This is a genomic window from Anabaena sp. 90 (genome assembly GCF_000312705.1).
In the GTDB taxonomy this organism is placed as follows: Bacteria; Cyanobacteriota; Cyanobacteriia; order Cyanobacteriales; family Nostocaceae; genus Dolichospermum; species Dolichospermum lemmermannii.
Window position 1 is genome coordinate 4147447 of sequence record NC_019427.1, and the last position, 24475, is coordinate 4171921.

Annotated in this window: 26 protein-coding genes; 15 read left to right on the plus strand and 11 right to left on the minus strand. The window is 39.5% G+C overall.

The window, feature by feature from the left end; translation table 11 throughout:
• Window positions 1–47 precede the first annotated feature (47 nt).
• On the plus strand, window positions 48–827 hold the full coding sequence (pgeF, locus tag ANA_RS18110; protein ID WP_015081462.1) for a peptidoglycan editing factor PgeF: 780 nt from the start codon (window positions 48–50) through the stop codon (window positions 825–827).
• A 55-nt stretch (window positions 828–882) separates the two neighbouring features.
• On the opposite strand, the gene ANA_RS18115 is transcribed toward pgeF, so the two are convergent.
• Together ANA_RS18115 and ANA_RS18120 are read right to left on the minus strand one after the other, a co-directional pair.
• A complete protein-coding gene (locus ANA_RS18115; RefSeq protein ID WP_015081463.1) occupies window positions 883–1461 on the minus strand; it encodes a Uma2 family endonuclease in 579 nt (192 codons plus the stop codon).
• A 193-nt stretch (window positions 1462–1654) separates the two neighbouring features.
• Window positions 1655–2878 (minus strand): RNA-guided endonuclease InsQ/TnpB family protein, encoded by a 1224-nt coding sequence (locus ANA_RS18120; protein ID WP_015081464.1) that lies wholly within the window; start codon window positions 2876–2878, stop codon window positions 1655–1657.
• 544 nt (window positions 2879–3422) lie between these two features.
• Between ANA_RS18120 and ANA_RS18125 the strand changes: the two genes are divergently transcribed.
• The 7 genes from ANA_RS18125 to gshB all read left to right on the plus strand — a co-directional run bounded on the left by ANA_RS18125 (window position 3423) and on the right by gshB (window position 9370).
• Window positions 3423–3668 (plus strand): Calvin cycle protein CP12, encoded by a 246-nt coding sequence (locus ANA_RS18125; protein ID WP_015081465.1) that lies wholly within the window; start codon window positions 3423–3425, stop codon window positions 3666–3668.
• A gap of 205 nt (window positions 3669–3873) precedes the next feature.
• The gene (locus ANA_RS18130; RefSeq protein ID WP_015081466.1) at window positions 3874–4464 is read left to right on the plus strand and encodes a DUF3177 family protein; all 591 of its coding nucleotides are present in this window, start codon (window positions 3874–3876) and stop codon (window positions 4462–4464) included.
• Between the two features lie 158 nt (window positions 4465–4622).
• Complete coding sequence (locus tag ANA_RS18135) at window positions 4623–4922, plus strand: DUF7734 family protein (RefSeq protein WP_015081467.1); 300 nt, start codon at window positions 4623–4625, stop codon at window positions 4920–4922.
• A gap of 55 nt (window positions 4923–4977) precedes the next feature.
• Window positions 4978–6093, plus strand: coding sequence for a cobalt-precorrin-5B (C(1))-methyltransferase CbiD (cbiD, locus tag ANA_RS18140; RefSeq protein WP_015081468.1), 1116 nt, complete (start codon window positions 4978–4980; stop codon window positions 6091–6093).
• 162 nt (window positions 6094–6255) lie between these two features.
• Window positions 6256–7878: a glutamine-hydrolyzing GMP synthase gene (gene guaA / locus ANA_RS18145; protein WP_015081469.1), complete on the plus strand. Its 1623-nt coding sequence runs from the start codon at window positions 6256–6258 to the stop codon at window positions 7876–7878.
• A 141-nt stretch (window positions 7879–8019) separates the two neighbouring features.
• Entirely contained in the window at window positions 8020–8280 is a 261-nt protein-coding gene (grxC, locus tag ANA_RS18150; RefSeq protein ID WP_015081470.1) for a glutaredoxin 3, read from the plus strand.
• 127 nt (window positions 8281–8407) lie between these two features.
• Complete coding sequence (gene gshB, locus ANA_RS18155; protein ID WP_015081471.1) at window positions 8408–9370, plus strand: glutathione synthase; 963 nt, start codon at window positions 8408–8410, stop codon at window positions 9368–9370.
• A gap of 443 nt (window positions 9371–9813) precedes the next feature.
• Here the strand turns inward: gshB and ftsZ are convergent, their stop codons facing one another.
• The 3 genes from ftsZ to ANA_RS18170 form a co-directional block, all read right to left on the minus strand.
• On the minus strand, window positions 9814–11121 hold the full coding sequence (gene ftsZ, locus ANA_RS18160) for a cell division protein FtsZ (RefSeq protein ID WP_015081472.1): 1308 nt from the start codon (window positions 11119–11121) through the stop codon (window positions 9814–9816).
• Between the two features lie 852 nt (window positions 11122–11973).
• On the minus strand, window positions 11974–12915 hold the full coding sequence (locus tag ANA_RS18165) for a cell division protein FtsQ/DivIB (RefSeq protein ID WP_015081473.1): 942 nt from the start codon (window positions 12913–12915) through the stop codon (window positions 11974–11976).
• Between the two features lie 300 nt (window positions 12916–13215).
• The gene (locus ANA_RS18170; RefSeq protein WP_015081474.1) at window positions 13216–13578 is read right to left on the minus strand and encodes a hypothetical protein; all 363 of its coding nucleotides are present in this window, start codon (window positions 13576–13578) and stop codon (window positions 13216–13218) included.
• A 511-nt stretch (window positions 13579–14089) separates the two neighbouring features.
• Between ANA_RS18170 and ANA_RS18175 the strand changes: the two genes are divergently transcribed.
• From ANA_RS18175 to psaI, 6 genes are all read left to right on the plus strand, one after another.
• Complete coding sequence (locus ANA_RS18175) at window positions 14090–14920, plus strand: photosystem II manganese-stabilizing polypeptide (protein ID WP_015081475.1); 831 nt, start codon at window positions 14090–14092, stop codon at window positions 14918–14920.
• A 673-nt stretch (window positions 14921–15593) separates the two neighbouring features.
• A complete protein-coding gene (locus ANA_RS18180; protein WP_041458140.1) occupies window positions 15594–16385 on the plus strand; it encodes an RNA polymerase sigma factor SigF in 792 nt (263 codons plus the stop codon).
• A gap of 106 nt (window positions 16386–16491) precedes the next feature.
• Window positions 16492–17331 carry a hypothetical protein gene (locus ANA_RS18185; RefSeq protein ID WP_015081477.1) on the plus strand — a complete coding sequence of 280 codons (840 nt, stop codon included), beginning with the start codon at window positions 16492–16494 and terminating at the stop codon, window positions 17329–17331.
• Between the two features lie 26 nt (window positions 17332–17357).
• On the plus strand, window positions 17358–17606 hold the full coding sequence (locus tag ANA_RS18190; protein ID WP_015081478.1) for a hypothetical protein: 249 nt from the start codon (window positions 17358–17360) through the stop codon (window positions 17604–17606).
• A 232-nt stretch (window positions 17607–17838) separates the two neighbouring features.
• Window positions 17839–20247, plus strand: a complete 2409-nt coding sequence (locus ANA_RS18195) for a hypothetical protein (protein ID WP_015081479.1) — start codon at window positions 17839–17841, stop codon at window positions 20245–20247.
• A 98-nt stretch (window positions 20248–20345) separates the two neighbouring features.
• A complete protein-coding gene (gene psaI / locus ANA_RS24910) occupies window positions 20346–20486 on the plus strand; it encodes a photosystem I reaction center subunit VIII (RefSeq protein WP_015081480.1) in 141 nt (46 codons plus the stop codon).
• Window positions 20487–20782: 296 nt separating this feature from the next.
• Here psaI and ANA_RS24915 read toward each other — a convergent pair whose 3' ends face one another.
• The 6 genes from ANA_RS24915 to ANA_RS18210 form a co-directional block, all read right to left on the minus strand.
• Window positions 20783–20902, minus strand: a complete 120-nt coding sequence (locus tag ANA_RS24915; RefSeq protein WP_015081481.1) for a photosystem II reaction center protein J — start codon at window positions 20900–20902, stop codon at window positions 20783–20785.
• Between the two features lie 180 nt (window positions 20903–21082).
• A complete protein-coding gene (locus ANA_RS24920) occupies window positions 21083–21202 on the minus strand; it encodes a photosystem II reaction center protein L (RefSeq protein ID WP_015081482.1) in 120 nt (39 codons plus the stop codon).
• A gap of 9 nt (window positions 21203–21211) precedes the next feature.
• On the minus strand, window positions 21212–21349 hold the full coding sequence (gene psbF / locus ANA_RS24925; protein ID WP_010997987.1) for a cytochrome b559 subunit beta: 138 nt from the start codon (window positions 21347–21349) through the stop codon (window positions 21212–21214).
• A 9-nt stretch (window positions 21350–21358) separates the two neighbouring features.
• Window positions 21359–21607, minus strand: a complete 249-nt coding sequence (gene psbE, locus ANA_RS18200; protein WP_015081483.1) for a cytochrome b559 subunit alpha — start codon at window positions 21605–21607, stop codon at window positions 21359–21361.
• Window positions 21608–22177: 570 nt separating this feature from the next.
• Window positions 22178–23197: a photosynthesis system II assembly factor Ycf48 gene (locus ANA_RS18205; RefSeq protein ID WP_015081484.1), complete on the minus strand. Its 1020-nt coding sequence runs from the start codon at window positions 23195–23197 to the stop codon at window positions 22178–22180.
• Between the two features lie 74 nt (window positions 23198–23271).
• Complete coding sequence (locus ANA_RS18210) at window positions 23272–23616, minus strand: rubredoxin (protein WP_015081485.1); 345 nt, start codon at window positions 23614–23616, stop codon at window positions 23272–23274.
• 667 nt (window positions 23617–24283) lie between these two features.
• Here ANA_RS18210 and ANA_RS28320 point away from each other — a divergent pair.
• Window positions 24284–24406, plus strand: coding sequence for a hypothetical protein (locus ANA_RS28320; protein ID WP_256369494.1), 123 nt, complete (start codon window positions 24284–24286; stop codon window positions 24404–24406).
• Window positions 24407–24475 lie beyond the last annotated feature (69 nt).

Sequence of the window (24475 nt, forward strand, 5' to 3'; positions counted from 1 at the left end):
TAGCATTGATTGAAAGTAATTAATTTTCTATTGAGGTTTGGTTAAAGATGCACACTTGGCATTGGCACAATTGGGAAGGTCTACCTTACCTGACTTGTAATCTTCTAGAACCCTGGTCTCATGGTTTCTTTACCCAACGGTTTTGGCCTCGTTTACCTCATGAACTAACTCAGGCACTACAACCAGAGGCTTTAGCTTATCGTTTAAAACAGGTGCATGGCAATACTGTTTTAACTCCCCAGGAGGTTGATGATCATGTCAATGCCAGTGATGATGATTTGGCGTTGGCAGATGGTTTAATTAGTCAGCAACCGTTACAAGCTGTCTGGGTGGCTTCTGCTGATTGTACACCTGTTTTGATTGGAGATGTGAAAACTGGACAGGTGGCGGCTTTACACGCTGGTTGGCGGGGAACAGCGGCGAAAATTGTTCCTGAAGCTATTACCAGAATGCAATCTCACGGTAGCAATTTAGCAGATTTGCGCGTAGCTATGGGTCCGGCTATTGCTGGGGAAGTTTACCAAGTTTCTGTGGAAGTAGCTGCGGAAATTGGCAGTACCATTCTACCACATTATGAACCAGAAAAAATAGTTGCTGCTTTACATAATTTAGCGAATTCACCTTTAATCAAAGATCCAGAACCGGGAAAGGTCTGTTTAGATGTGCGGCGGGTGAATGCTTTGCAATTGGAACAATTAGGAATTAGTTTAGAACAAATTGCGATCGCTCCCTATTGTACTTTCCAAACTCCAGAACATTTCTTTTCTTATCGTCGAGAACGGGAGAAAAAGGTGCAATGGTCAGGAATTGTGAGTACAGGTAAATAATAGCATTATATTACCATGACTTACCAAGATGATCCGGTTGTTGAATTTCAACAACCTATCCCCAAATGATTTCCATATTTAAAATAAATTCTGGCAAAATATCTTCACCTAATAATTCTTGGGGAAATTCTAATATCTCTACTGGTTTACCAAGACGATAAATTTCCACTTGGCGCATTTTTCGATTAATTAACCAACCTAATTTAACTCCATTATTGATATATTCCTGCATTTTTGCTCGCGTTTCCTGCAAACTATCACTAGGTGACATTAATTCTAAAACAAAATCTGGGGCAATTGGGGAAAACTTTTCTTGTTCTGCTGGTGTGAGTGTATCCCATCTTTCTTTTTTAATCCAAGCAACATCAGGAGAACGATTTGCACCATTGGGAAGTTTAAAACAGGTGGAAGAGTCGAAACAAACCCCTAGTTTATATTTACGATTCCAAAACACAAAATCTGCGGCAATTTCCACATTACGTTTTCCTGTTCCTCCTCCTGTTGGTGACATAATCAATATTTCTCCTTTGGCATTGCGTTCAAATTTGACTTCAGGATTTTCTCGACAGAGTTGATAAAATTGCTGATCACTTAATTGGATAATAGGGTTTAAGTTGACGGTGATAGCTGTCATAATAACCTCGTGAGGATGAGATCAACTTTAGATAAATTATAAAATGATATCTGGGAAATTAAATTTTAATCTCTAAGCTTAATTAAAAATTACTACACCGACAATAAACGTATACATGAATTGACACTCCCCGGTCTAAAGACGCGGGGATTCTACATTCACAGACTCGCCGTTAGACGACAGGTTTGCACCCTTACGGGTTCGGCAGTCGCTCATGGGGGAAACCCCCAAGACCGCGCTGCCTCACCAATCGCCCAAGAGGGCAAATCTCCTGTAGCGTAGCTGACCGTATCCCTACCGTAGTTAATCCTAATTTTAGGATATTGATACTGGCATTAATATCTCTGTCTTCCACAAACCCACAATGATGACAATTATGGGTTCTGGTTGATAGGGATTTTTTCACTTTTTGACCACAATTAGCACAATTCTGGGAAGTATTATGAGGAGGAACAGCAACCGTTATCTTCCCATATTTATGCCCAAAATATTCTAACCATTGCCGAAAAGTTGCCCAGCCAGCATCAGAAATTGATTTAGCTAAATGTCGGTTTCTTACCATGCCTTTAATATTTAAGTCTTCGTAAGCTACCAAATCGTTAGATTGGATCACGGAATATGCTAATCTCTTGCAATATTCTTTTCGCTGCCTACTTACTCTTAAATGCTTACGGGCATACCTATTTTTAGCTTTTAAATAGTTCTTGGATTGTGGTTGTTTAGCTTTTTTCTTATCTCTGTCAAACTTCTTGGATTTCTGACGATTAGCCCGACTTAACTGCTTCTCTGATTTTCTATAGAATTGTGGGGCAGGTTCTACATTACCTTTTGAATCGGCAATAAAGTATTTTAAGCCCACATCTAATCCCACTATTTGATTCGTTGGTTGGGATTCAATTCTAATTTTGACATCAATTGCAAATTGAGCATAATATCCATCAGCCCGACGGACTAAACGAACTCGCTTAATTTGTTTGATGTCATAGAAGTTGAGGTCATAAGTACCTTTTAATTTCAGAGTACCTATGCCTTTTTTATCAGAAAAAGTAATTGCTTTTCTGGTTTCAGATAACTTCCAGCCGCTAACCTTATATTCAACTGAGCGGCAATTCTTTTTGAATTTCGGAAATCCCTTTTTACCCTTAACTTTCTTTTTACAATTGTCGTAAAATCGAGCTATTGTACTCCAAGAACGTTCCGCAGCAGATTGTCTTGCCATTGAATTAAGTTCATCCGCAAAAGGAAATTCAGATGCCAAAATCGCGCAATATTTATTGAGATCATATTTCGTCGCACCTTTGTTATCCATCCAATATCTTAAACATTTATTTTGGATGAACTGAGATGCACGAATAGCCTCATCTATTGCGCGATATTGCCTATCTTTTCCTTTGACTTTGAACTCGTAAATTATCATGGTTTCGACCTAAACACCACAAAATTATGCTAACTCATATATTATAATTTTGTCAACGAGAAAAACTTTCTGTGGAGGAAGACAGCCTCTACCTGGCTTTCATCCCTTGCCTAAAGGACAGTTGAGTTTTTCCGCAGTTCGACAAGTGTTACAGTGAGCTTGCCGAACTGCTCACTGACCACCACGCTCCAAAACTCAACTTCAAGGGTTTTCAGCCTAGTCTCTTATAATTAAATTCATATCAATAAAACTTTAAGCTTATAAGCGAGTATATTAGTTTACGCTAAACTATCAGAGGCTTATAAGCGATATTCAAAGTCTGTATTCAAAATGAAAATCTGGTAAGTTATAAGTATAACAGCTTATGATATTCATGGGATAATACTCTGGACATATTTCGCTGAATGAGCCAAAAGCCTATTTGCAAGATATTAGCCACTGGAATTATCACCAAAAGTGTAAAACTAGTGATCTCAGAAACAGAAAACTACAATTTTCAAATTTTTTCTATACTAGTATAAACAAAACATAAGGAGAAATAATCATGACTAATACCCAAACACAAGCTACTGGGGACATTCAAGAAAAAATCCAAGAAGAACTTGAACAAGCCCGCACTGTATGTGATATCTCAGGTAGCAACTCCGCTGAATGTGCTGCTGCTTGGGATGCTGTAGAAGAATTGCAAGCGGAAGCTTCTCACCAGCGTCAAATCAAGCCTAAAAACGCTTTAGAGCAATATTGTGATGCTAACCCAGAAGCAGATGAGTGCCGTCTGTACGAAGATTAGAATCAGCAGTTGTGCTTTTTTCATTAAGTAACAATTTACTGGAATATCAATGGTTTAAACCTCCATTAATTAATGGATTTGAACTAGACGGGGAATAAACTCCCCGTTTTTCGCTTTTGAGAAAAGTCCCCAAACTGAATTTTTCTAGAATAGCTAACGCTATCAAATATCTATTCACAAATTTTCTATTTTTGTTATTGACTTTATGACACAAGTATGGTTTCGCCCTTATGTTTGGATGGATTATAGACTAGCGTTATTATTTACGCTGATTATTCCTTTAATTCTTTCAATTTGGGCATTTGTGCAAAAAGCTGAAGGAATGCAACGCTTATTAATGATTTACTGGCGAGTGGCTAGTTTATTAATTGTTAGTATGTACTTAATGATTGGTAGCTTTGGAGTTAGTTTCATCTCTGCTTTAATGGCGCGGATTCTGATCCCAATTGCGCTATGGTTTTGGGTAGATATCAATGATGAAATTGACTATTATCCCCATAGTCCATTAAAATTAAGTTTTACTTCTTGGCGTTGGGCGACAACAGTTTATTGTAGTTTAGGGGCAATAGCCCTTTTACCCTTCCTAGGTTGTGCTTTTTCAGGAACTGCGATTAAAACTCCTTACTGTAGTGTCTGGTTAGAAGCACCATTAATCTTTAAAGACTATTTTCACCACAATAGCAAACCTGCTTTTCTAGGGTTTTTGGGGATAGTGACTTTAGCAATTTACGTAATTTATTTAAGTTATTTTGTCGCGGTTAAACTCGGTAAACATGGACGTTCCGCTACACATTAAGCAATTGAAAAGTTAGAAAAAATTCTGAACTGTGATTATTCGGATTAATTATCTAAATAAAATTCATCACACAAATCATAGTTCCGACTTGTTTTCCTGATCAATAAATCATCCAAATCAAATTCATCACAAAAATCGTAGTTCCGACCGCTGAATTAATGAATAACTCTGTTGGTAAAAGACTGGAACAATATACAGTCAAAAAATCCCAAGAAGTTCTCATCGTCACTGTCAAAATTGATGATGAACCTGATCAAATTGCTGTGTTTAAAGGCTTTTCTAGTTCTTTGATGCGCCCAACAGCTTATGATCCAGATGTCCCAGTGTTACCAGATAAAGCTACAATTATCGCAATTGACAGAATAGCAAGTCCCTATAATCCTGATTCACCCCGTTATCTTCAACAAGATATTTCTTGGGAAGATATGCAGGTTTTATTATCAAAAATGGGAATTTAGATGAAGAGTGGGTAAGATTTTTTGAATTTTGAATTGTTAATTTTAAATTGTTAATATGTCGCGTTCTGGATACACTTTGCCCGTTTTTGCTTGTGCTGCTGCTGTTGCGGCTTTGCATTGGTTACGCTATCATCAACCCCTGACTGTGACTTCTGTAGATTTGATTACACCTGCTGAAATTGCCGAAATACCCATTGAACAAGTCGCAGGAATATCAGAAAATCAGGCTTTGGCTATGACTCGCAGTGATCCAGGTGATAACCTAGATTTAACAAAGAATACACCGATTTGGGCGATGGTGGCATGGTATGAGGGAGATGGAGAAGCGGTAATTATTCAGGGTGGAGAGGGGATTGGGAAGCAACTCAATGGTGAGGGGAAAGCCGCAATTTATGGTTATGCCCAAAAGTTATTCCAGGAAAATTTACAGCGATTATTAAAACCGACGGAAAAAATCAAGGTAACAATTATTTTACCAGAAGGGCGATCGCTTGCAGTCCGTACTTCTAATTCCGCGTTTGGAGTAGTGGAAGGACTGTCTTTATTAGGAACAACAGGGATTTCTCAACCTTTAAGTACACCAGATCAATTAACAGCTTTTCGTGCTGATTTAGCCGAAAAAGCCAGTCAATTTCCCACTTTGGTCTTTTGTATTGGGGAAAATGGCCTAGATTTAGCCCAAAAACTCGGTATCAACCCCGCACAAATGGTAAAAACTGCGAATTGGTTGGGACCCATGTTAGTCGCTGCTGATGTTTTAGGTGTAAAAGAAATTTTATTATTTGGTTATCACGGTAAATTGATGAAACTAGCGGGGGGAATCTTTCACACTCATCATCATTTAGCTGATGGTCGCCGGGAAATTTTAACTGCCCATTCTGCTATGCTAGGATTAGAGTCTTCCGATATTCAAACCATTTTTCAGAGTCCTACAGCAGAAGCAGCATTAAAACATCTGAGAATTCTCGATAGTAATAGTGGTAGTAATTGGGTAAATCAGGTTTATAGCTCCATTGCAGAAAGCATTGATACCCGTACTCAAGAATATATGAATAGCCATAATGAACAAGGTAAAACCATGATAGCTTGTGGTTCTGTACTTTTTGACCGCGATCGCCAAATTCTCGTAAAAAGTAAAACTGGTTGGATATTACTGGAAAAATTGTGCTAAATTAATAGGAATTATCGTAAGTACCACAAATAAATATTTTTAACTATGATTTGTATAATTAATTTGTTTAGATGATTCATTAATCTGTTATCACCATTAATCACAAAAATCATAAACATCACAGTCCAGACTTCTTATCCTTAACAACACACCCTCCATAGCATGAATACAGCGGTGACTCTACCAACCGAAAAAATACCTCAAACACCAGAAAATTTGGGGAAACTTAAAGGTCAAATAATTGTAATTTTAGACTTTGGATCTCAATATTCTGAATTAATTGCGCGTCGTATCCGCGAAACTCAAGTATATTCAGAAGTTATTTCCTATCGCACCACAGCCGAACAGTTACGCGAAATCAACCCCAAAGGTATCATCCTTTCCGGTGGACCAAATTCCGTATATAGCGACTACGCTCCCCATTGTGACCCAGAAATTTGGAAATTGGGAATACCCGTTCTCGGTGTTTGCTATGGTATGCAACTCATGGTTAATCAACTGGGTGGGGAAGTTATCCAAGCCGAACGGGGTGAATATGGTAAAGCATCTCTATACATAGATGACCCCACAGACTTATTAACTAATGTCGAAGAGGGTGCAACCATGTGGATGAGTCATGGAGATTCAGTCACAAATATGCCTCCTGGCTTTGAGTTACTGGCACATACTGATAATACTCCTTGTGCAGCGATCGCTCACCATGACAAAAAACTCTATGGTGTGCAATTTCACCCCGAAGTCGTCCATTCTCAGGGTGGTATAGCCTTAATTCGCAACTTTGTTTACCATATCTGTGACTGTGAACCAACTTGGACAACAGCCGCTTTTGTCGAAGAATCAATTCAGGAAATTCGCGCCAAGGTAGGAGACAAACGGGTATTATTAGCATTGTCTGGCGGTGTAGACTCTTCAACTCTAGCTTTTCTTCTGTATAAAGCCATTGGTGAGCAGCTAACCTGTGTATTTATTGATCAGGGTTTCATGCGAAAACTAGAACCCGAAAGATTAGTAAAGTTATTTAAAGAACAATTTCATATTCCTGTAGAATATGTTAATGCCCGCGAACGATTTATCTCAGCTATTGCTGGAGTAACTGATCCCGAAGAAAAGCGTCGCCGCATTGGACATGAATTTATCAGTGTTTTTGAGGAGACATCAAGGGATCTTGGGCATTTTGACTACTTAGCTCAAGGGACACTTTATCCAGACGTGATTGAATCTGCTGATACCAACGTTGATCCAAAAAGTGGTGAACGGGTAGCAGTGAAAATTAAAAGTCATCACAATGTGGGTGGTTTACCAAAAGACTTGAGATTTAAACTGGTAGAACCACTGCGAAAACTATTTAAAGATGAAGTTCGCAAAGTTGGGCGTTCCATTGGTTTACCAGAAGAAATTGTCCAACGTCAACCTTTTCCCGGCCCTGGTTTAGCAATTCGTATTTTAGGTGAAGTCACCTCCGAACGCTTGAATATTTTGCGAGACGCTGATTTAATTGTTCGTCAAGAAATTAACCAACGTGGTTTATATAATGAGGTTTGGCAAGCTTTTGCGGTTCTGTTACCAGTTCGTAGCGTTGGGGTGATGGGTGATAAACGCACCTATGCCTATCCTATTGTTTTAAGAATTGTCACTAGCGAAGATGGCATGACCGCAGACTGGGCGCGAATTCCTTACGATATATTAGAAGCAATTTCTACCCGCATTGTCAATGAAGTAAAAGGTGTAAACCGTGTGGTTTATGATATTACCTCTAAGCCACCTGGAACTATTGAGTGGGAATAGGTAATTGGTAATTGGTAATTGGTAATTGGTAATTGGTAATTGGTAATTGGTAATTGGTAATTGGTAATTTAAAAAACTATTACCCATTACCACTAAACTTGAGTTTAAAATTAAGAAGTATTGCATTTCTTTGAAAATATTATGGCTGCAAAAGTAGAAATTTACATTTGGACTACTTGTCCGTTTTGTGTTCGTGCTAAAAGTCTACTGAAAAGTAAAAGTGTTGATTTTATCGAATATAATCTTGATGGAGACGAAATAGCCAGAGATAAAATGTCCCAAAGAGCTAATGGAAAACGCTCCTTACCACAAATTTTTATTAATGATATTCACATTGGTGGTTGTGACGATATCCATACTTTAGACCGTCAAGGTAAATTAGATCAGATGCTAGTTTCTTAAAATATTGTGGATCAGATCCCCGACTTCTTTGCTAAATTTTGCTCGAAGATGACTAAGTTCATTTCAGAAGTCGGGGATCTTTAAGATTCTTTAATATTAAAATTCGTAGATGAAAGAGGTATAAAGGATGAAACTAGCTTTTATTATTGATCCTATCCATCGGCTTGATCCATGTCATGATACCAGTGTTGCTTTGATGGAAGCAGCGCAAATTCTAGGACATGAAATTTGGATAACTCAGGCAAATTTGCTGAGTGTTATTGATGGCAAAGCCTGGGCTTCCTTGCAGCAGGTAGAACTCGTTCCCGTGGAGTTAGTAGAACGACGTTGGTTAGCAGTTAATTCTTGGTTTAAATTAAGTCCTAGCGCCTTTACTGCTTTAGAAACAATGGATGCCGTATTTATGCGGACAGATCCACCTGTTAATGATGCTTATCTTTATGCTACCTATATTCTCGATTATGTTGACCAAAATAAAACTTTGGTAATAAATGATCCGGCTGGGATTCGTAGCGCTAATGAGAAAATGTATGCTCTTCAGTTTAGCGAATGTATTCCCGAAACAATTGTCAGCGCTGACAAGCAAGTTATTCGCCAATTTGTCGCAGCTAAAGAAGCAACAATTCTCAAACCCTTGGGGAATAAAGCTGGGGAAGGCATTTTATTCTTACAATCAGGCGATCGCAATTTTAACTCCATTGTCGAACTTAGCACGCTCCAAGGTCAAGTTCCAGTTATGGTACAAAATTATTTACCCCAAGCCAAGGAGGGAGATAAACGGATTATCTTACTCAATGGTGAACCCATAGGTGCGCTAAATCGTCTTTCTAGTAGTAGTGATTTTCGTAATAATATGGCCACTGGTGGAACAGTGGCTCAAACCACCATTACCCCAAGAGAACAGGAAATTTGTAGCCATTTAGCCGCAAAACTCCGGCAAGATGGCTTAATTTTTGTTGGTATTGACGTAATTGGTGGCTACCTAACAGAAGTTAATGTCACAAGTCCCACAGGTATCCGGGAAATTGACCGTCTCGACGGGACTCACATAGCTCATCAGGTTATTCAATGGGTAGAAGCGAGTAAATAGGCAGGGAGCAGGGGAGAAATTTATTTACTTCCTCCTCCTGATAACTGATAATTTGTATACAGCATCTAGCCTCAACTGAGACTGTGAATTTAATGTGACATACTCTACACACTCACCTGAAAGGGAGTATGGGTTTCTCAGCGACTCTTCTTTGAAGACGTTGACTGAGCTTTAAAGCCCTATGCCCTAGGGTCTTTTGGAGATAGATTTTTGAACTTTTTTAATAGGCTGCTTTTCAGCATTTAATTGAGTTACACCTATTGATTAGAATTATATCAGATACTTGGAGAGAAACCAAGAAAGTGTTCATTCCTCATCGACTAACATTGCTGATTTCGCTAGTTAGTCAAAAAAGTCACTCGCGCCTATTCATCTCATCACTTCCCTATCGGTTAGATGAGAGGCTTCTACTATTTAAGCTAAAATCTCATATTCACAATCAATTAATTTCTTGGTGGTGTCCGTCGTCTTTGCAGAAAATCGGGAATATCCAAAGAGGGTTTTTCTTTTGGTGGTTCTACAGATGGAGTGGGGTTATTAACAGGTTGTTGTAGTGGTGTAGGTCTTCTAGTGGTAGTAGTAGTGGTGGGAATAGGAGTGACAACTCTAGGAGTAACAGTAGTTTGTGCAGATGGAGGTTGGATATCACCTGTAAATCCAGTCGCAATCACAGTAATTCTGACTTCTCCTTGGAGTCTGTCATCAATTACCGCTCCAAAAATAATATTGGCATTAGGATCAACCACTTCATAGATTGTTTCCGCCGCAGCATTAACTTCATGCAGGGTCAGATCACTACCACCAGTAATATTAAATACAACTCCTCTAGCTCCTTCAATAGAACATTCCAATAAAGGTGAAGAAATGGCGGCAATTGCGGCTTCTCTGGCCCTAGATTTACCCGAACTCACACCAATTCCCATCAAAGCTGATCCTGCATCTGCCATCACAGCCCGCACATCAGCAAAGTCAACGTTGACCAATCCAGGAATAGTAATAATATCAGAAATTCCTTGTACACCTTGACGCAACACATCATCAGCATAGCGAAAAGCTTCTTGCACAGGAGTTTGCTCAGGAATGACTTCCAACAGCTTATTATTGGGAATAATAATTAAGGTATCCACCCGACTTTTCAAGCCTTCAATTCCTTGTTCCGCTTGGCTAGTGCGTCTGCGTCCCTCAAAAATAAATGGTCGAGTCACTACACCAACGGTGAGAGCGCCCATTTCCTTGGCTATTTCTGCCACAATTGGGGCTGCACCTGTACCTGTACCACCACCCATACCAGCGGTAATAAATACTAGATCCGCACCTTCTAAAGCTGTGGCAATTTCATCACGAGATTCTTCCGCCGCTTTTTGACCAATAGCCGGATTTCCCCCTGCACCCAAGCCTCTAGTTAGTTTCTGCCCAATTTGCAAGCGACTAGGAGCGCCCGCTAAAGTCAGAGCTTGAGCATCAGTATTAATTGACCAAAACTCAACACCGGATACATCAGACTCAATCATGCGGTTGACAGCATTACCACCACCACCACCCACACCAATTACTTTGATGTTGGCAACACGGCCTGGCACAATTTCACCAATACCGCTATTTTCGAGAGAAATTCTCTTGCCATCTTTACCTTGAGCAAAGTTCATTCCAGAATTATTAAAGGGATTGCTTGAGTTAACTGCCAGAGAAAACCCTGGTTGTCCGGGATTTTGAGAGTTATAGATCAGCCCTTGGTTATTATCAAGTGTCATTGGATTTGTGAAAGGTAGATAAACGACTTTTTGCGGTGTGATTCACCTAAGAGTCAAATAATTGCCAAAATAAATTTTGGCACGCTATTTTATTTTTTTTACTATTCCCTAGCCTACATGATGGCAGGTGAGATGTGGCAATTTGTCCATGAGAGAGGTATAAAACCTCAGTTGCAGAGTCAGATATCCAGCCTGGTGCCTTCTAACTCTTTCTCCTTTGGGATTGTTGATTAGCTGTACAGTTTATGATACTAGCTGCTCATGTTGCTGACTCCCCCCCTATACTTTTTAAGAATAGTTCTAAAAAGTATAGACATTTATTTATCTCATCTTCTTTGTCAGCAGCAGATCACTTCAACAATAGCGTTAACTAAACTCAATACCTTCGCCATTTTTTGCTTTGTTGGGTTAAGCGACAGCGCAACCCAACGCTCATGTTGGGTTTCATCCTTCAACCCAACCTACGAATCAAGGCTTTTTTCAATTTGGCTAAGGTATTGCTAAACTCCTGGGCAGATCCCAGTATAACAACCCTATCTTTGGGCAAAAAGCTGTGATGACTGGTTGATATAAGATATTTAACTGGTTATTAACTGTTTGATAGAGCTTAAGCTTAGTCCTAGTAATAAGTTTTAATAACCTCCTGAATTTTTTTAGAATATTTTTTAGTTATTAATTTTACAACCCTTAGCATGATTTTTTAACTAACGGTTAAAAAATTCTATATCTATATGTATAATATATACCTAATTTACAAAAATATAAAATTAGCAACTCAAGTTACTAATTTAAAAGATTTGCCTATTCAGCTAGACAAAGGCCGAAGGGAGTAGAAAGAAAAAATGTTGAACTTCAACGGATTGGTGTTTTGTGCAGTGGCTCTGATTTCTTCATAACTAAGCCTGGATTTTTTTGATTCATTTGTACTAATGGAACAGCGGGATTTTTGATATCAATGTAATCTATATTACTAGGATTAACTTCATTCGGTAAACGGCGCATTTGTACAAGTGCTTGAATTTGCTCAGGTAATCTATTGCTAGGGCTGCCTAAATGCACAATTCCTAATTCAGTTTTCAAAATTAAATTTGTAGGATCTTGAAAATTAATTTCTGTCACTTTTAGAGAACTGTGACTGATAGCTTCATAAAGTTGAGTCCAGAATGGCTTGTATTGTGCGATCGCACCAATTACTATGAGTCGAGGTAATTTTGCTTTGGGGTTAATGGAGATATACCTTGATAAAGGCATCCACACGCCACTAGCATCCAGTAAACCTAGTTCATTTTGTTGATTAGCCATACCGCTATTTTGCAAACAAGACTTAACCTCAGAAGGCTTACCCGTGAATGAAGGAGTCAGAACACAACTGGTTATCCTTTGATTTTTGGTTATTTGGGCGATCGCTACTGGTACTCGTTCCTGGATTTCAATAATTAAACCAGGAGGTAATAACCGCCGTCTAACCGTAGCTTGGGCAATGTTCGGTTGTTTTCTTAAAGAATCAGCAATTAGGGAAGGTTCAATCCGCCATAAAGACTGGGGAGATGACAACCCCAACAATGAATAAATATCCTTTTGGGTCAAAACTTGACCACCAGATTTGATCACTATTTGCCCCGAATCCTTTAACACCCACATTGGTTGAATTGCTACCCAGAACAAAACCGAGGCCAATCCAGTGACAGCCAGCGTCCGCCAAATAGCCTGAAGAATTTTGAGTTGTCGCTGCCGACGCAATTTTTGGCGGCGTTGAGCTAAATTTGTCCGAGAAACTGATAATATCCCAGCCATTGTTTTCCTCTTGTAAATATCAGTCCAATTTATTCTGGATATTAAATTCGCTTATCTAGCAATTAAATTTAGCTAACATCATGGGTATTATGGAGAAAATTAGCTTTTAACAATAGTACCCAACGCATTGTAAATTCGGTAAAACTTTCCCACCTCATAAATTTACAGAAATATCCGGTAAGAGTAAAGCTCAGTCACTTTAGTGCTGAGATACAAGCGACACGAGCGAATTTACTCTTGATGGTGATGCTTTCACCATCAAATCCAAAAATATTTAATTTGTTAATTTTAAATATTGAACTATTCTGACGAGTTATCAATTTTGAAAACATCATGAGTATAGCTGGTAAGAGCATCCTCATCAGTAACTTCCTCAGACAAATTTACCAATAACGCCTGTACTCGCATTCGGGCAATATAAGGCCAACCGCCCTCAGACTCAATATCTCTGAGCAGCGAGTATAATCTTTGGCGATTATCAGGCAAATTTTCTTGAAACACTCCATCTCGAATTTCTTTGTGCAACTGTTCTAAATGACGTAACAAAGCCAGTAGAGAAATTACATCTCCACCGCAAGTTTGAGCTACATCTTTAACCGCACTAGAAATCGCTTGTAGCTGGCAGGACAAATCCCCAGATGTCCAATTTTGATCATGGTTCATGGAACGTTTTACTCCATAAAACTAATACGATACTGGAAAAGTCCCTAAATTGATCAATAAAAGAGTCAGATATCTTCAGATATAACGGTATGCACTGGAATGAGGAAGAAAAATTAGGTCAAAAGCCACCAGATAGCACTCGAGTTTCAATCCTGGCTCCTTCTTTCTAATTCCTGACTTCTGAATATATATCTTTCTAACTATTCTCAAGTAACAAGAATCCTTGATGGTAAGGTAGAGAAGGCTTTTCCATGATTTGTGCTGGATGACAGCCGAATTTAACCACTAGAGTGCTTTGATTTTGAGTTAAAAAAAATCGTATGATCTGGCTAATTTCCCTATCCAAACACTTTTGATGTATGTACTGACAACACATACATCATCCAGAATGGATGCGGTTCGCTGCTTAGTCTATGGTTTGAATTCCAGGCTCAGAAACGCAATGCGTTTAAGTGCGTTCAGTAAAACAGTTTGACAACTTAGATATTAATTTTTGAGATTGAGGTTAACCATGAGGTATCGCGCTTTAATTGTTGCTTTCTTTGCTCTATGCTTAGGGCTAATCACAGCTTGTAGTGATGCACCTTCTGCAAGCGTCAGTGATGTCCTCACCTACGAACAAATTCGCGGCACAGGGTTGGCTAACAAATGCCCCCAACTGACAGAAACCAGTCGTGGTTCAATTACTGTTGATCCTAATGTGACATACAGCATCAAAGAACTTTGTTTAGAACCAACCAGTTTCTTTGTCAAAGAAGAACCTGCTAACAAACGTCAAAAAGCAGAATTTGTATCTGGTAAAGTTATGACCAGATATACTTCTACCATTGACCAAGTACAAGGTCAGCTAACTAGCAATCCAGATCATAGCTTGACTTTTACGGAAGAAGATGGTCTTGATTTTCAAGCTATCACCGTTAAACTTCCTGGTGGTGAATTAGTACCTTTCTTGTTTACCATCAAAAGCTTGGTTGCACAAACACAACCTAATTTAACTAGCATTAACACATCCACTGACTTTGAAGGAACTTTTAAAGTCCCTTCCTATCGTGGTGCAGCTTTCTTAGATCCTAAAGGTCGTGGTGTTGTTAGTGGCTATGACAATGCTGTAGCTTTACCAGCCGGATCTGATAATGAAGATCTAACTCGTACTAATGTCAAGCGGGCAGAAATCCTCAAAGGTAAAATTTCCTTGCAAGTAGCCAAAGTAGATAGCACTTCTGGTGAAATAGCTGGGACTTTTGAAAGTGAACAACCTTCTGATACCGATTTAGGTGCAGGTGAACCTAAAGAAGTGAAGATTCGTGGTTTATTCTACGGTCGAATTGAGCCTCGCGCCTAAATATTGATACAACCTCATGGGAGTTTAAAATCCATAAGTATTTTGGTAATTTAGTAATCTAATATACCTCCATGAGTTTGGAAATGAACAACAATTCAGCAGTCACGAAAATTTATTTGTGGCAATGCCTTAACCAAGATGCACTCTGCATCTTGGTTTTTTTTGGAAAACTACGGTTGTTTAATTTCCACGTAAATTTACTGATTTAAAATTTTATTTTTTTTTGCTGAAAAGTTGGAGATGAATTTAATTATTTAATTACGTAATATTACTCATTCAATCAAGAGAAGACAGCAGATAAACAAAAATAATCGCAGCCCAAAGCTTGATCCTCATCAACTATTGCCAATTCTCAAGACCTATAAGCAAATCTCATAGTTAATTAGTTAAATTAGGCGCAATCCCGGTTTATTATTAGATTGCTAATTGTATATTTTAAGTTTATGACAGTTGTTTAATAAATTAGGAAGTATACTCAACTAATTTGAGTAAAAAAAATATCAGGACAATCTTGCCATTGCTAATTGTATTGTGCAGAGCATTTACGGCGATTTTGTCTGGACAAGATTTTTCTGTGATGTAGGATTTGCAACCATTCAGCCAAGAGCAGAAATAGTGACTAGTTTTAAAAGCGATTATATACCAAATATACTTGTTCAAGAACCAAAGTGTTATGCCTAATAAAACCACTGACGAAACATCTACTAACAAACTGAAACATGAAAATTCACAGTTGTTGCGAGAGTATCAGCAATCCCGTTCGGAAAGAGTTCGCAATCAACTGGTAAAACTCAATTTTGGACTAGCCAGAAAGGAAGCCCATTATTGGATTAATCAGTGTAATGAGAGCTATGAGGATCTTCTCCAGGTAGCCTGTATGGGCTTAATTAGAGCAATTGAGAAATTTGAACTTTCTAAGGGAAATGCTTTTAGTTCCTATGCGATGCCCTATATTCGTGGTGAAATTCAACATTATTTGCGAGATAAAGGCGTAACTGTGAGAATACCTAGACGGTGGTTAGCACTCCAACAACAAGCTGTTGGGCTTTCCCGTTCTCTGTCCGAGCAATATAATCGCCCACCGACTGATAGCGAATTAGCGGCTGCATTGGCAATTTCTCTGAGTGAATGGCAGGAAATTAAATTAGCATGGATTAACCGCGCTCCGTTGAGTTTGGATGTACCTATCCAAGATGGAGAAGAAGGCTCTACTTGTTTGGGTGAGTTAGTTCCAGATAGGAACTATCGCAGTTTTCAATTAGCCCAAGAAGACAAAATTAGGTTACAACAAGCCCTGACTCAGTTAGAACAGCGGACTCGTGACGTTGTTGAGTTTGTATTTTTCTATGATTTAACCCAAAAACAAGTAGCAGCACATTTAGGCATTAGTGTTGTCACAGTTTCTCGCCAAGTTAAAAAAGGCTTAGATATGTTGAAAAAGATTATGGGGGTGACGGAAGATTAGTTATAGAATAACCCGGTAAGCGTAAAACTCAGTCCCTTTAGGCTGAGATATAAGCAACTCGTGCGACTTAAGTCGCAGTCTTTTCTATAGTTTTTGAGAGCAGCTAATGGGTAAAAATTCGCATATTACAGCTACAGCCGCAGCTATTTTAGCAACCTTGGCACTGACTGGCTGTACGGTGGGTGAACCGCCAACAGCTACTAATACTGCCAGTCCTGCACCAACTCCTAGTCTTCAAGCAACTGCGCCGCAAACGACACAGCCACCATCTTTGGCTCAACCTTTTAATAATCCTCTGATATCTACCAAACCACCAGTGAGTCCTGGGTCAGTTGGTAGTTTGATTCAACCGACAAATGGCACAGAGCGGTTGGGTGTGGTACAGAAAGGACGAACAGACCCCTTTGGGCAAATTGTGGAGAAGATAGGTTCTAGAACTACTAAGCTACCAGGTGAAAAAATTGCAGTTCCTAAATTACCCCCTTTACCTACAGTAACTCAGCAAAAATCAATCAAGACAAAACCATCGCAGATAGCGCAGTTACCCAAAAAATCCCCACAGATAGCTATAAAACCAGTTTTACCGACTGTTTTAGCGGGATCTCTCCCCTCTCCTAAACTCAAAACTGTGTTACCAGTAGCACGACAGCCGGAAACCGCTAGAGCAGTGATTGTGAGTGGTGTAATCTTAATTGGTAAAGTACCTCAAGCAATTGTGAAAGTACCGAATGAGCCAACTAGTAGATATGTAAAACCAGGTCAAAGGCTGGTGAATGGGGTGTTAGTAAAACGGATTGAAATGAGCCAAGGTGCTAATCCTACCGTGATTTTGGAACAGTACGGTATTGAAGTTGCTAAACAAGTAGGGGAAAAACCTTCTAAAACATCTAAACCAGCAACTACAGCTTCTGTGGGTAATGGTATTTCTGTGATTAAGCAAGTTTGAAAATCTTGTGGGAGCAAAGAATAGATATGGTGACACAAGAGAAAATAGAGTTTGCTGGTTTACCCTTGGCTGTATATCGGGAAATAGCAGCGCATCTCCGGCAGGTGGTGGGGGTAGAAGTGGGATTAATACCGCAAACATCCTCAGAGTTTGATTACAACCAAAGTCAAATTTCTGGGTTATGGATTTCATGGACAGCAGCCGCTGATGAGGAAAGTCGGTCAAGGTGCAAGCAGATAGTGGCTTATTATCAAAACCGCTATGAATGTGGATAAAATTCAAGAAGGTAAGTTGCTGGTTAGCTAACAACTAACAACTAACAACTGTACGGGCGAAGCATTTGGAGAACTATTTTTGGCAATGACCGATAATTTATCTTCCAAATGCTTCGCCCCTACTAACAACTGACGACTAAACTTAGGTTAATAGCAGATGGCTGGGTTAAACTGACAAGCAAGTTAATGCAAAATATTAATTGGCTGCTCTTAGGTTTAGGCGTTATTTATAATGGAAAACTGGCAATTTCTGATACAGAAACAGGGAGACCGCACTTGGCGGACTTTAGAGTCGCCAAATTTAACGATTTTAGCGGATAATTACCGAGTTTTGGCTCGTTCTTATCTGAATAATATGGATGTTGATGTGCGAGTGACTTACATATCAACCCAGGAGGTTCCACCGAAACGGCGAATTCTCAAGCGATCGCATCGGACTAATAGTGAAGGATTGATGGCGGTAATTCCTTTTACCTACTTTAAACCAGGGATTTGGGAGTTACGATGCTCTGGAGATATTATGTCAGAGATGCTCGGTAAATCCTGGCAACATACTCTCCTTATCCAAGTATCACCCCCAGAACCTAGTCCCCAGTCTCTAACTCAACTGGCTGAGGAATCTGATCTGGCTTCAAATGCTGATACTCAAGTCAGTATAGTTATGAATCATGGAACTCCAGTCTGGTTTAAGGGGGAAACAACTGAGCAGATTTTACAAAACTTATTAGATTTAGCCTTACCTCAAGATGAACCTTTGCTGGACGAGGAGACTATTGAGAATGCTCCTACTTTACCGCCACCTTTAGCACTGAATTTGAGTTTAGATCAAGATACTTATGTTGCTCGTTGGGGAGACAATTTTATCATTCATGGCGATGTGGAAGTCAATGAAATAGAGAATCTGGAAGATGAGAGATTTGCCATGAATGGTGTGAGTCAGCTACGGCTAGAAATTACCCTGCGATCGCCTTCAGAATCAAGAATCCTTAACCACATAGATCAGCCATTAACAGATCAAGTCTTACCTTTTAGCTTTAGTACCCTGATTGATATTCCCCTTGATTGTGAATCTAAGTTGCTTTTAGCAGAGATTAATTTATATGGTGCATTAGCTGATGTTGGTGAAGTCATACTTTTAGCTAACCATACTTTCACAATTACAGCCGATATCACTGATTTACTAGCACTACAAACTTCTCGGTCGGATTACCGTGACTACTCTTTACCAGAAACTAATCCACCAGTTAAGCCCAAGCCCTCTGTCAAGATTCGGTTAGAACTTTTCAATGTGGCTAAAAGTCCCAAGTTAGCACAGTTTCACATTTTAAAGCCCTCCCCAAACCAACCTTTACCACCCCAAATTAAACCCCTGATATCCTGGCAATTTCTTTCACCACAGTTGCCAAATTTACCTCACAATCCCAGAAGTGAGATTAATACTGATTCGGAAACAGATTCCCTCACAAAAACCCTGGCTATTCACCCAATTGATTTGAAGAAGTTGGTAATTAAACCAGTTAATACTATTTTTCCCTACTTGAAACGATTAAAAGTTAAGCCTGTTCCAGGGAAAACAGCCAATGATCAGTTAAATGTTGAAAAATTAGCAACTTTGCAGAAATCCCCACAGCTACCGACTATAGTGACTTTACCAGCAAAAATACCAGAATTACCAGTAGATAATCTTCCGCAGTCCGATCAGTCTATGATTGATGATACATCCTATGCAGAATTAATAGCAGAGATTGTGGCGGGGGTGACTAAAAGTGAAGAATTAGATTTGGTGGATTCTCAGGAAAATTCTGTAATTATCCAGAGTGAAGAATTAGATTTGGTGGATTCTCAGGAAAATTCTGTAATTATCCAGAGTGAAGGATTAGATTTGGTGGATTCTCAAGAAAATTCCTCTCTTTTGCAACAATGGATAGACAGTCAAGGATACTTATTGACTGAAGCAGTTTTTCAAGAATCCTCAGACAATGATCTTGGGGAAGAAACTCAAACTGTAGATGTGGAAGTGCTGTTAAGTAGGGAAAAAGAAATTCAGGAAGATCCCATTGCTGACAATATTCCCTTAGAAATTAATAAACCGGAAACAGTCAATATACTGAATCCAATACCAACCGAGCCTGGATGGTTATCACAAGAAATAGTTATAGATGATTTGGTTATGGAATGGGATGCGGATAGCTGGAGTGATGAAGCTATAGCAGATCATCATTATTCCCCCCTACCGGAGAATGAAACTGCGGCAGATTTCTCTGGTGTGATGATGGAGTCTTTACCAACTCCCCAATTGTATTTATCAGAGGGTGAACTTGTCGCTGGCACATCTGTAATGGTGCGTGTAAAATTACCTGAAGTTTCATCTTCGGTAGTGGTTAAGTTATGGGTTGAAGATTATCAAACCCGGAGTCTACTAGATAGACCACATATCCTGCCAGATTTGCGTTCTAATGCCTGCGGAGAATGGGAAACAGCGATCTACCTAAAAATTCCTTTTGGCTGCTTAGAAATCCGTTTATCAGCGATCGCTCTCCATCAAACTACTCAGCAGGAAAGTGACAAATTCACTATCATCAAGACAGTAATTCCCCCTAATTTACCCAGGATAGAAATGGATGAAATGTTGGGAATGTAAACAGGTGTGTTAAAAATCTTGATAATTTAGCAAATAAGGGAGGATTTTGCAGTAAGCTCAATTTGAATTGCAGTAAGACTTTACAGGACTTTAATTCTATGTCAAGTTCATTTTTGCCTACTATTTTGGCTTATTCCTCCTTTTTGCCTTCTGTTTTCGTTCCCCTAACTGGCTTGGTTTTACCAGCAGTTATTTTCGCGTTTTTGTTTTCATACATTGAACGCGAAGATATTGCTTAATTAGGGTATGGGTAATTGGTTACTTAATTTTGTCACCAATTATCTATTTGAAAACAAACAAAACCGCCTATCTCATGGAGTTAGGCGGTTTTTATGGCGATTTTTGCAGAAGAAGTTCAAAAATGATAATCAAGCAAAAATCTAGTCTTTTGTATTTCTAATTGCTATCTTCTTCCAGAATAGTAGTTACCAGGTAGGTTAGGACAGAGATTGGTTAAAAAAGTCATCTTACAAAAGACTTTCAAACTTCCTATTCCCTGTTCCCTGTTCCCTGTTCCCTGTTCCCTGCTATAGCATTACATTGAAGAACCAATTCCTGAGTAAGATCCATAAAAGAAAATACCTACAACAGTAATTACACCTAAACCTGCAATCGTAGCGACGACCCACAGGGGAATTCTTCCACTTCCAGACACAGTTTTTTCCTCACTTACAAAAATTGTCAGTTGTCAGTTGTCAGTTGTCAGTTGTCAGTTGTCAGTTGTCAGTTGTCAGTTGTCGGTTGTCGGTTGAGAATATTCTTTCTGTAACTTGTTACCTATTACCTATTACCTATTACCTATCACCTAACTAGCAACTGACGTAAAAAAGTCCAGTTAGTTAAAGAAGTAACTGGAAAATAGAATTCCGAGAACGAAGACTAATAGTAGTCCCAGGTAAAGAGAGGTACGGTTTAATTCAACCGGTTGTTGATTAGGATTAGGCGTTCTTTCCATGATTAACTCCTAGCGTTGAATAAACTGCATTGAGGCGATCGCGCCCAAAAAGAAGACAGTAGGGACAGCTAAGGTATGCACCGCGATCCATCTAACTGTAAAAATGGGATAGGTAACTGGTTGATTGATGTTATTACCGCTAGTCATGATCTCAAATTATTTTCCAATAAAGGTTTCTACTTGTTTTTTTGCTTCAAAACGATTGCTGACAATTGGCACTTCTTGACGGACTTGAGTAAAATACTCATTAGGACGAGGTGTGCCAAATACATCATAAGCCAGTCCAGTGCTGACAAATAACCAACCTGCAACGAATAATGCGGGAATGGTGATGCTGTGAATTACCCAGTAACGAATACTGGTAACAATGTCAGAAAACGGACGTTCTCCAGTGGTACCTGCCATTTATTTCACTCCCTTATCAAAAACTATTATTGAGTTTATAAGAAAATAGGCTGAAAATCCCGGAATTAACCCCTAAAAATTTTTAGGCTTTTTAGGGAATAATTTCTTTTAAGCCGGGGGTGAAAGCCAATTAGAGGCTGTCTTCCTCCAGTGACTTGTGTTATACTAATTGTAACAGGAAAGGTAATCAACCTGTCTAAAAACCTAACTGCCTAACGGTAATCTGTGCCTTGACAATTAAATCTATGCGGTTCTACTGCATTGTTCTAGTTTCCTTCTAGCAGTAGGTAAAAGATTTATAGGGGCTAGACGAATCAGAATTTTGAAACAGGAAAGTTTCATCCTCAACAGGACTTGCAGTCATGCAACTACGGTCGGGCAGACCGAAAGTTAACGCTTGGGGAGAGTCCCACCTCTGACCTAGATAACGCAAGGAGTCTAGTTTAAGTGGTCTCGTTGAACCAAGAATCCCCGTGTCTTTAGACCGGGGAGTGTCAATATCCTACAAAGTTTAGACAGAGTTACAACTTACAACTTTCTTCTGGTGAATACATCCATTATTGGGTGTAATTACGCCGCTGGGGCTGCTGTTGCTGCTGTTTTGGGGTTATATTTCAGTAAAACACCGCGATCGCCAATTATAAAACCTTGATCAGGGCTAAAAAATACAATTTTGTAAAGATTAGCTGCAACTGTCTCCACATCACGGTCTTTTTCCCAAGTTTTACCACCATCGGTGCTGCGAAGTAAATTACCGCTACCACCACCGATCCAAATTTCATCGGGTGTGCGATAAGCTAAATCGAGTAAACCCCAACTCGTGGATAACTCTGGATATTCTACCTCTAACCACTCTTCCGGTTTAGTAGGATCACTAAACTGAATTTGGCCACCTCGTGCTAACAACCACAATTGTCCATCGTTAGTAAAACCCATATTTTCTAAGCGACGGGAACTATTGCGGTTATGGGGTTGCCAAGCATTTTGTCCAGGTTCCCAAGTAGAATAAAAACTGCCTTTAGCAGAAACAGCGATATACTTACCATCAGGCGATCGCTCCAGAGTCCGCACCACACCAACGGCCGCGTCTAAATTAGCTTTCCAATTTTGACCACCATCTGTGGTTTGATAAATCGCTCCGATGTCGGTAGCCATTTCCGCTGTATTCTGACCTATTGCTGTAATGGCAATGGGGCTGCCAGGTAACTTTTCGCTTAAAGCAATCCGTGACCAAGACTTACCCTCATCAGTAGTATGGAGCAATAAAGAAGGTTCTCCAGCAATCCAACCTTCCTGACCAGAAAAACTAACGGAGTTAAAACGATATCTGGGATCATCCAACTCTAATTTTAGCGGTTGCCAAGTATCACCACCATCTTTAGTTTCTAAAAGAGTGGCATTACCACCCACCAAGTAACCATGCTGAGAGTTATTGGCAAAGCTAATATCTAACAACTTCGACTTTGTCGGGACATTAATCACCTGCCAAGGATTGTTGCTTATAGAAGGAACACTACTACACCCTATACAGGCGATAACTACTATTAACGCGGCAACAAAACTTTGCCACTTTTTCAAAATTGATTGCATCAGTATTACTGAGGGTTTCCAGTGGAGGTTTAATGAGATTTTCGCCGAATTGCGGTAAATAAAGATAGCGGTTTTTAATCTAGTCCGTAAAGACTAATAAAAAACAAGAAGCCAAGAGCCAAAGCCCCAAAAATCAAAATGTTCTTTTGAGTTGGTGTCAGGGTATTCACACCCAAACCGTAACCTAAGTTTTCCTTGAAACCAGAGGCAGTACCCGCTGGTCCAATATTCGCAAAAACAGTTTTCTTAGCTACACAAACTGGACAACGCCAATTTGTGGGTAGTTCGGCAAAAAGTGTTCCTGGGGGGACATCACTCTTGTCGTCTCCCTTCTCAGGTTCATAAACGTAACCGCAAGAGCGACACTCATAACGGTCTAACACTGGAGTTTCCATAGCTTGTTCAGCTTGTTCACTCATAGCTCGTAGTCTCGCAGAGGGGAATTTAAATATACGTTACAAATTATGACATAATTGCTGGACTTTTCTATCAACTCCCGGTTCGCTCATTTTTTTTGGAGTTCGAGAAATTGTCGAAAAATAGAAAATCTAGGTTGAGTAATGGTTTTATTGATTTCCGTTCTATAAAACTTACCCAAAATTATCAAGGTCTAGATACATCTGGACACCGATAATTTTGACGTTTACTTCCTGTTTCATAAGAATACCCGGTAAGTGGGAAACGAGCGCGTCCTTAGACCTGAGAGGGAAGCGGCGCGAGCGGTTTCTAACCGCGTCTACACAGGCAAAAGCCACACTATGGCTAACGCCACGCTACGCTATCGGCAAGCTCAGTGACCGCCTACGTGGGTTTCAAATCCTTGATTTTTCGTTAGTCCGCGCAGGCGGACTTTGTCTGTGTAGCCGTGACTTCTAGTCGCCGGGGCTTAAATTGACTCGCCGTAGGCATCATATATATTTAAAGTTTTCTGTCCTCTAAGTCCTATGTGGTAAAACCCCGAAATATCCTACTCAGGTGAGATTTTTTGGAAAAGAAATAAATATCTAACTTTTGGTAGATGTCAAGGGTTTTTATACTTAATATTATCTTTTTGGCAGAATTACTTACAAAAAGCAGTTTAATTTTATGACATCTACACTTGCTAACGGTTTGATTGCTGATGAGTTGTACCTCAACCCAGTCCTAGAACAAGTAGGACTCTATCTGAAAGATTTTGCAATACCTTGTCCATTTAAAAAAATATCCTAACTTGTCGCATAGATATAGAGCTTGACACTTATCAGTATTTGTGTCAAACTTGTGCGTATATAGTCTTTA

What these genes read in the sequence shown, in the direction of transcription:
- ANA_RS18205 (WP_015081484.1), bottom strand. Translation starts at nt 23,197, where the DNA reads ATGCAATCAATTTTGAAAAAGTGGCAAAGTTTTGTTGCCGCGTTAATA.
- ANA_RS24920 (WP_015081482.1), bottom strand. Translation starts at nt 21,202, where the DNA reads ATGGAAAGAACGCCTAATCCTAATCAACAACCGGTTGAATTAAACCGT.
- ftsZ (WP_015081472.1), bottom strand. Translation starts at nt 11,121, where the DNA reads ATGACACTTGATAATAACCAAGGGCTGATCTATAACTCTCAAAATCCC.
- ANA_RS18120 (WP_015081464.1), bottom strand. Translation starts at nt 2,878, where the DNA reads ATGATAATTTACGAGTTCAAAGTCAAAGGAAAAGATAGGCAATATCGC.
- ANA_RS18195 (WP_015081479.1), top strand. Translation starts at nt 17,839, where the DNA reads ATGGAAAACTGGCAATTTCTGATACAGAAACAGGGAGACCGCACTTGG.
- psbE (WP_015081483.1), bottom strand. Translation starts at nt 21,607, where the DNA reads ATGGCAGGTACCACTGGAGAACGTCCGTTTTCTGACATTGTTACCAGT.
- ANA_RS18130 (WP_015081466.1), top strand. Translation starts at nt 3,874, where the DNA reads ATGACACAAGTATGGTTTCGCCCTTATGTTTGGATGGATTATAGACTA.
- ANA_RS18165 (WP_015081473.1), bottom strand. Translation starts at nt 12,915, where the DNA reads ATGGCTGGGATATTATCAGTTTCTCGGACAAATTTAGCTCAACGCCGC.
- gshB (WP_015081471.1), top strand. Translation starts at nt 8,408, where the DNA reads ATGAAACTAGCTTTTATTATTGATCCTATCCATCGGCTTGATCCATGT.
- guaA (WP_015081469.1), top strand. Translation starts at nt 6,256, where the DNA reads ATGAATACAGCGGTGACTCTACCAACCGAAAAAATACCTCAAACACCA.
- ANA_RS18135 (WP_015081467.1), top strand. Translation starts at nt 4,623, where the DNA reads ATGAATAACTCTGTTGGTAAAAGACTGGAACAATATACAGTCAAAAAA.
- psaI (WP_015081480.1), top strand. Translation starts at nt 20,346, where the DNA reads ATGTCAAGTTCATTTTTGCCTACTATTTTGGCTTATTCCTCCTTTTTG.
- grxC (WP_015081470.1), top strand. Translation starts at nt 8,020, where the DNA reads ATGGCTGCAAAAGTAGAAATTTACATTTGGACTACTTGTCCGTTTTGT.
- pgeF (WP_015081462.1), top strand. Translation starts at nt 48, where the DNA reads ATGCACACTTGGCATTGGCACAATTGGGAAGGTCTACCTTACCTGACT.
- ANA_RS18170 (WP_015081474.1), bottom strand. Translation starts at nt 13,578, where the DNA reads ATGAACCATGATCAAAATTGGACATCTGGGGATTTGTCCTGCCAGCTA.
- ANA_RS18175 (WP_015081475.1), top strand. Translation starts at nt 14,090, where the DNA reads ATGAGGTATCGCGCTTTAATTGTTGCTTTCTTTGCTCTATGCTTAGGG.
- ANA_RS18180 (WP_041458140.1), top strand. Translation starts at nt 15,594, where the DNA reads ATGCCTAATAAAACCACTGACGAAACATCTACTAACAAACTGAAACAT.
- ANA_RS18190 (WP_015081478.1), top strand. Translation starts at nt 17,358, where the DNA reads ATGGTGACACAAGAGAAAATAGAGTTTGCTGGTTTACCCTTGGCTGTA.
- psbF (WP_010997987.1), bottom strand. Translation starts at nt 21,349, where the DNA reads ATGACTAGCGGTAATAACATCAATCAACCAGTTACCTATCCCATTTTT.
- ANA_RS28320 (WP_256369494.1), top strand. Translation starts at nt 24,284, where the DNA reads ATGACATCTACACTTGCTAACGGTTTGATTGCTGATGAGTTGTACCTC.
- ANA_RS18115 (WP_015081463.1), bottom strand. Translation starts at nt 1,461, where the DNA reads ATGACAGCTATCACCGTCAACTTAAACCCTATTATCCAATTAAGTGAT.
- cbiD (WP_015081468.1), top strand. Translation starts at nt 4,978, where the DNA reads ATGTCGCGTTCTGGATACACTTTGCCCGTTTTTGCTTGTGCTGCTGCT.
- ANA_RS18185 (WP_015081477.1), top strand. Translation starts at nt 16,492, where the DNA reads ATGGGTAAAAATTCGCATATTACAGCTACAGCCGCAGCTATTTTAGCA.
- ANA_RS18210 (WP_015081485.1), bottom strand. Translation starts at nt 23,616, where the DNA reads ATGAGTGAACAAGCTGAACAAGCTATGGAAACTCCAGTGTTAGACCGT.
- ANA_RS18125 (WP_015081465.1), top strand. Translation starts at nt 3,423, where the DNA reads ATGACTAATACCCAAACACAAGCTACTGGGGACATTCAAGAAAAAATC.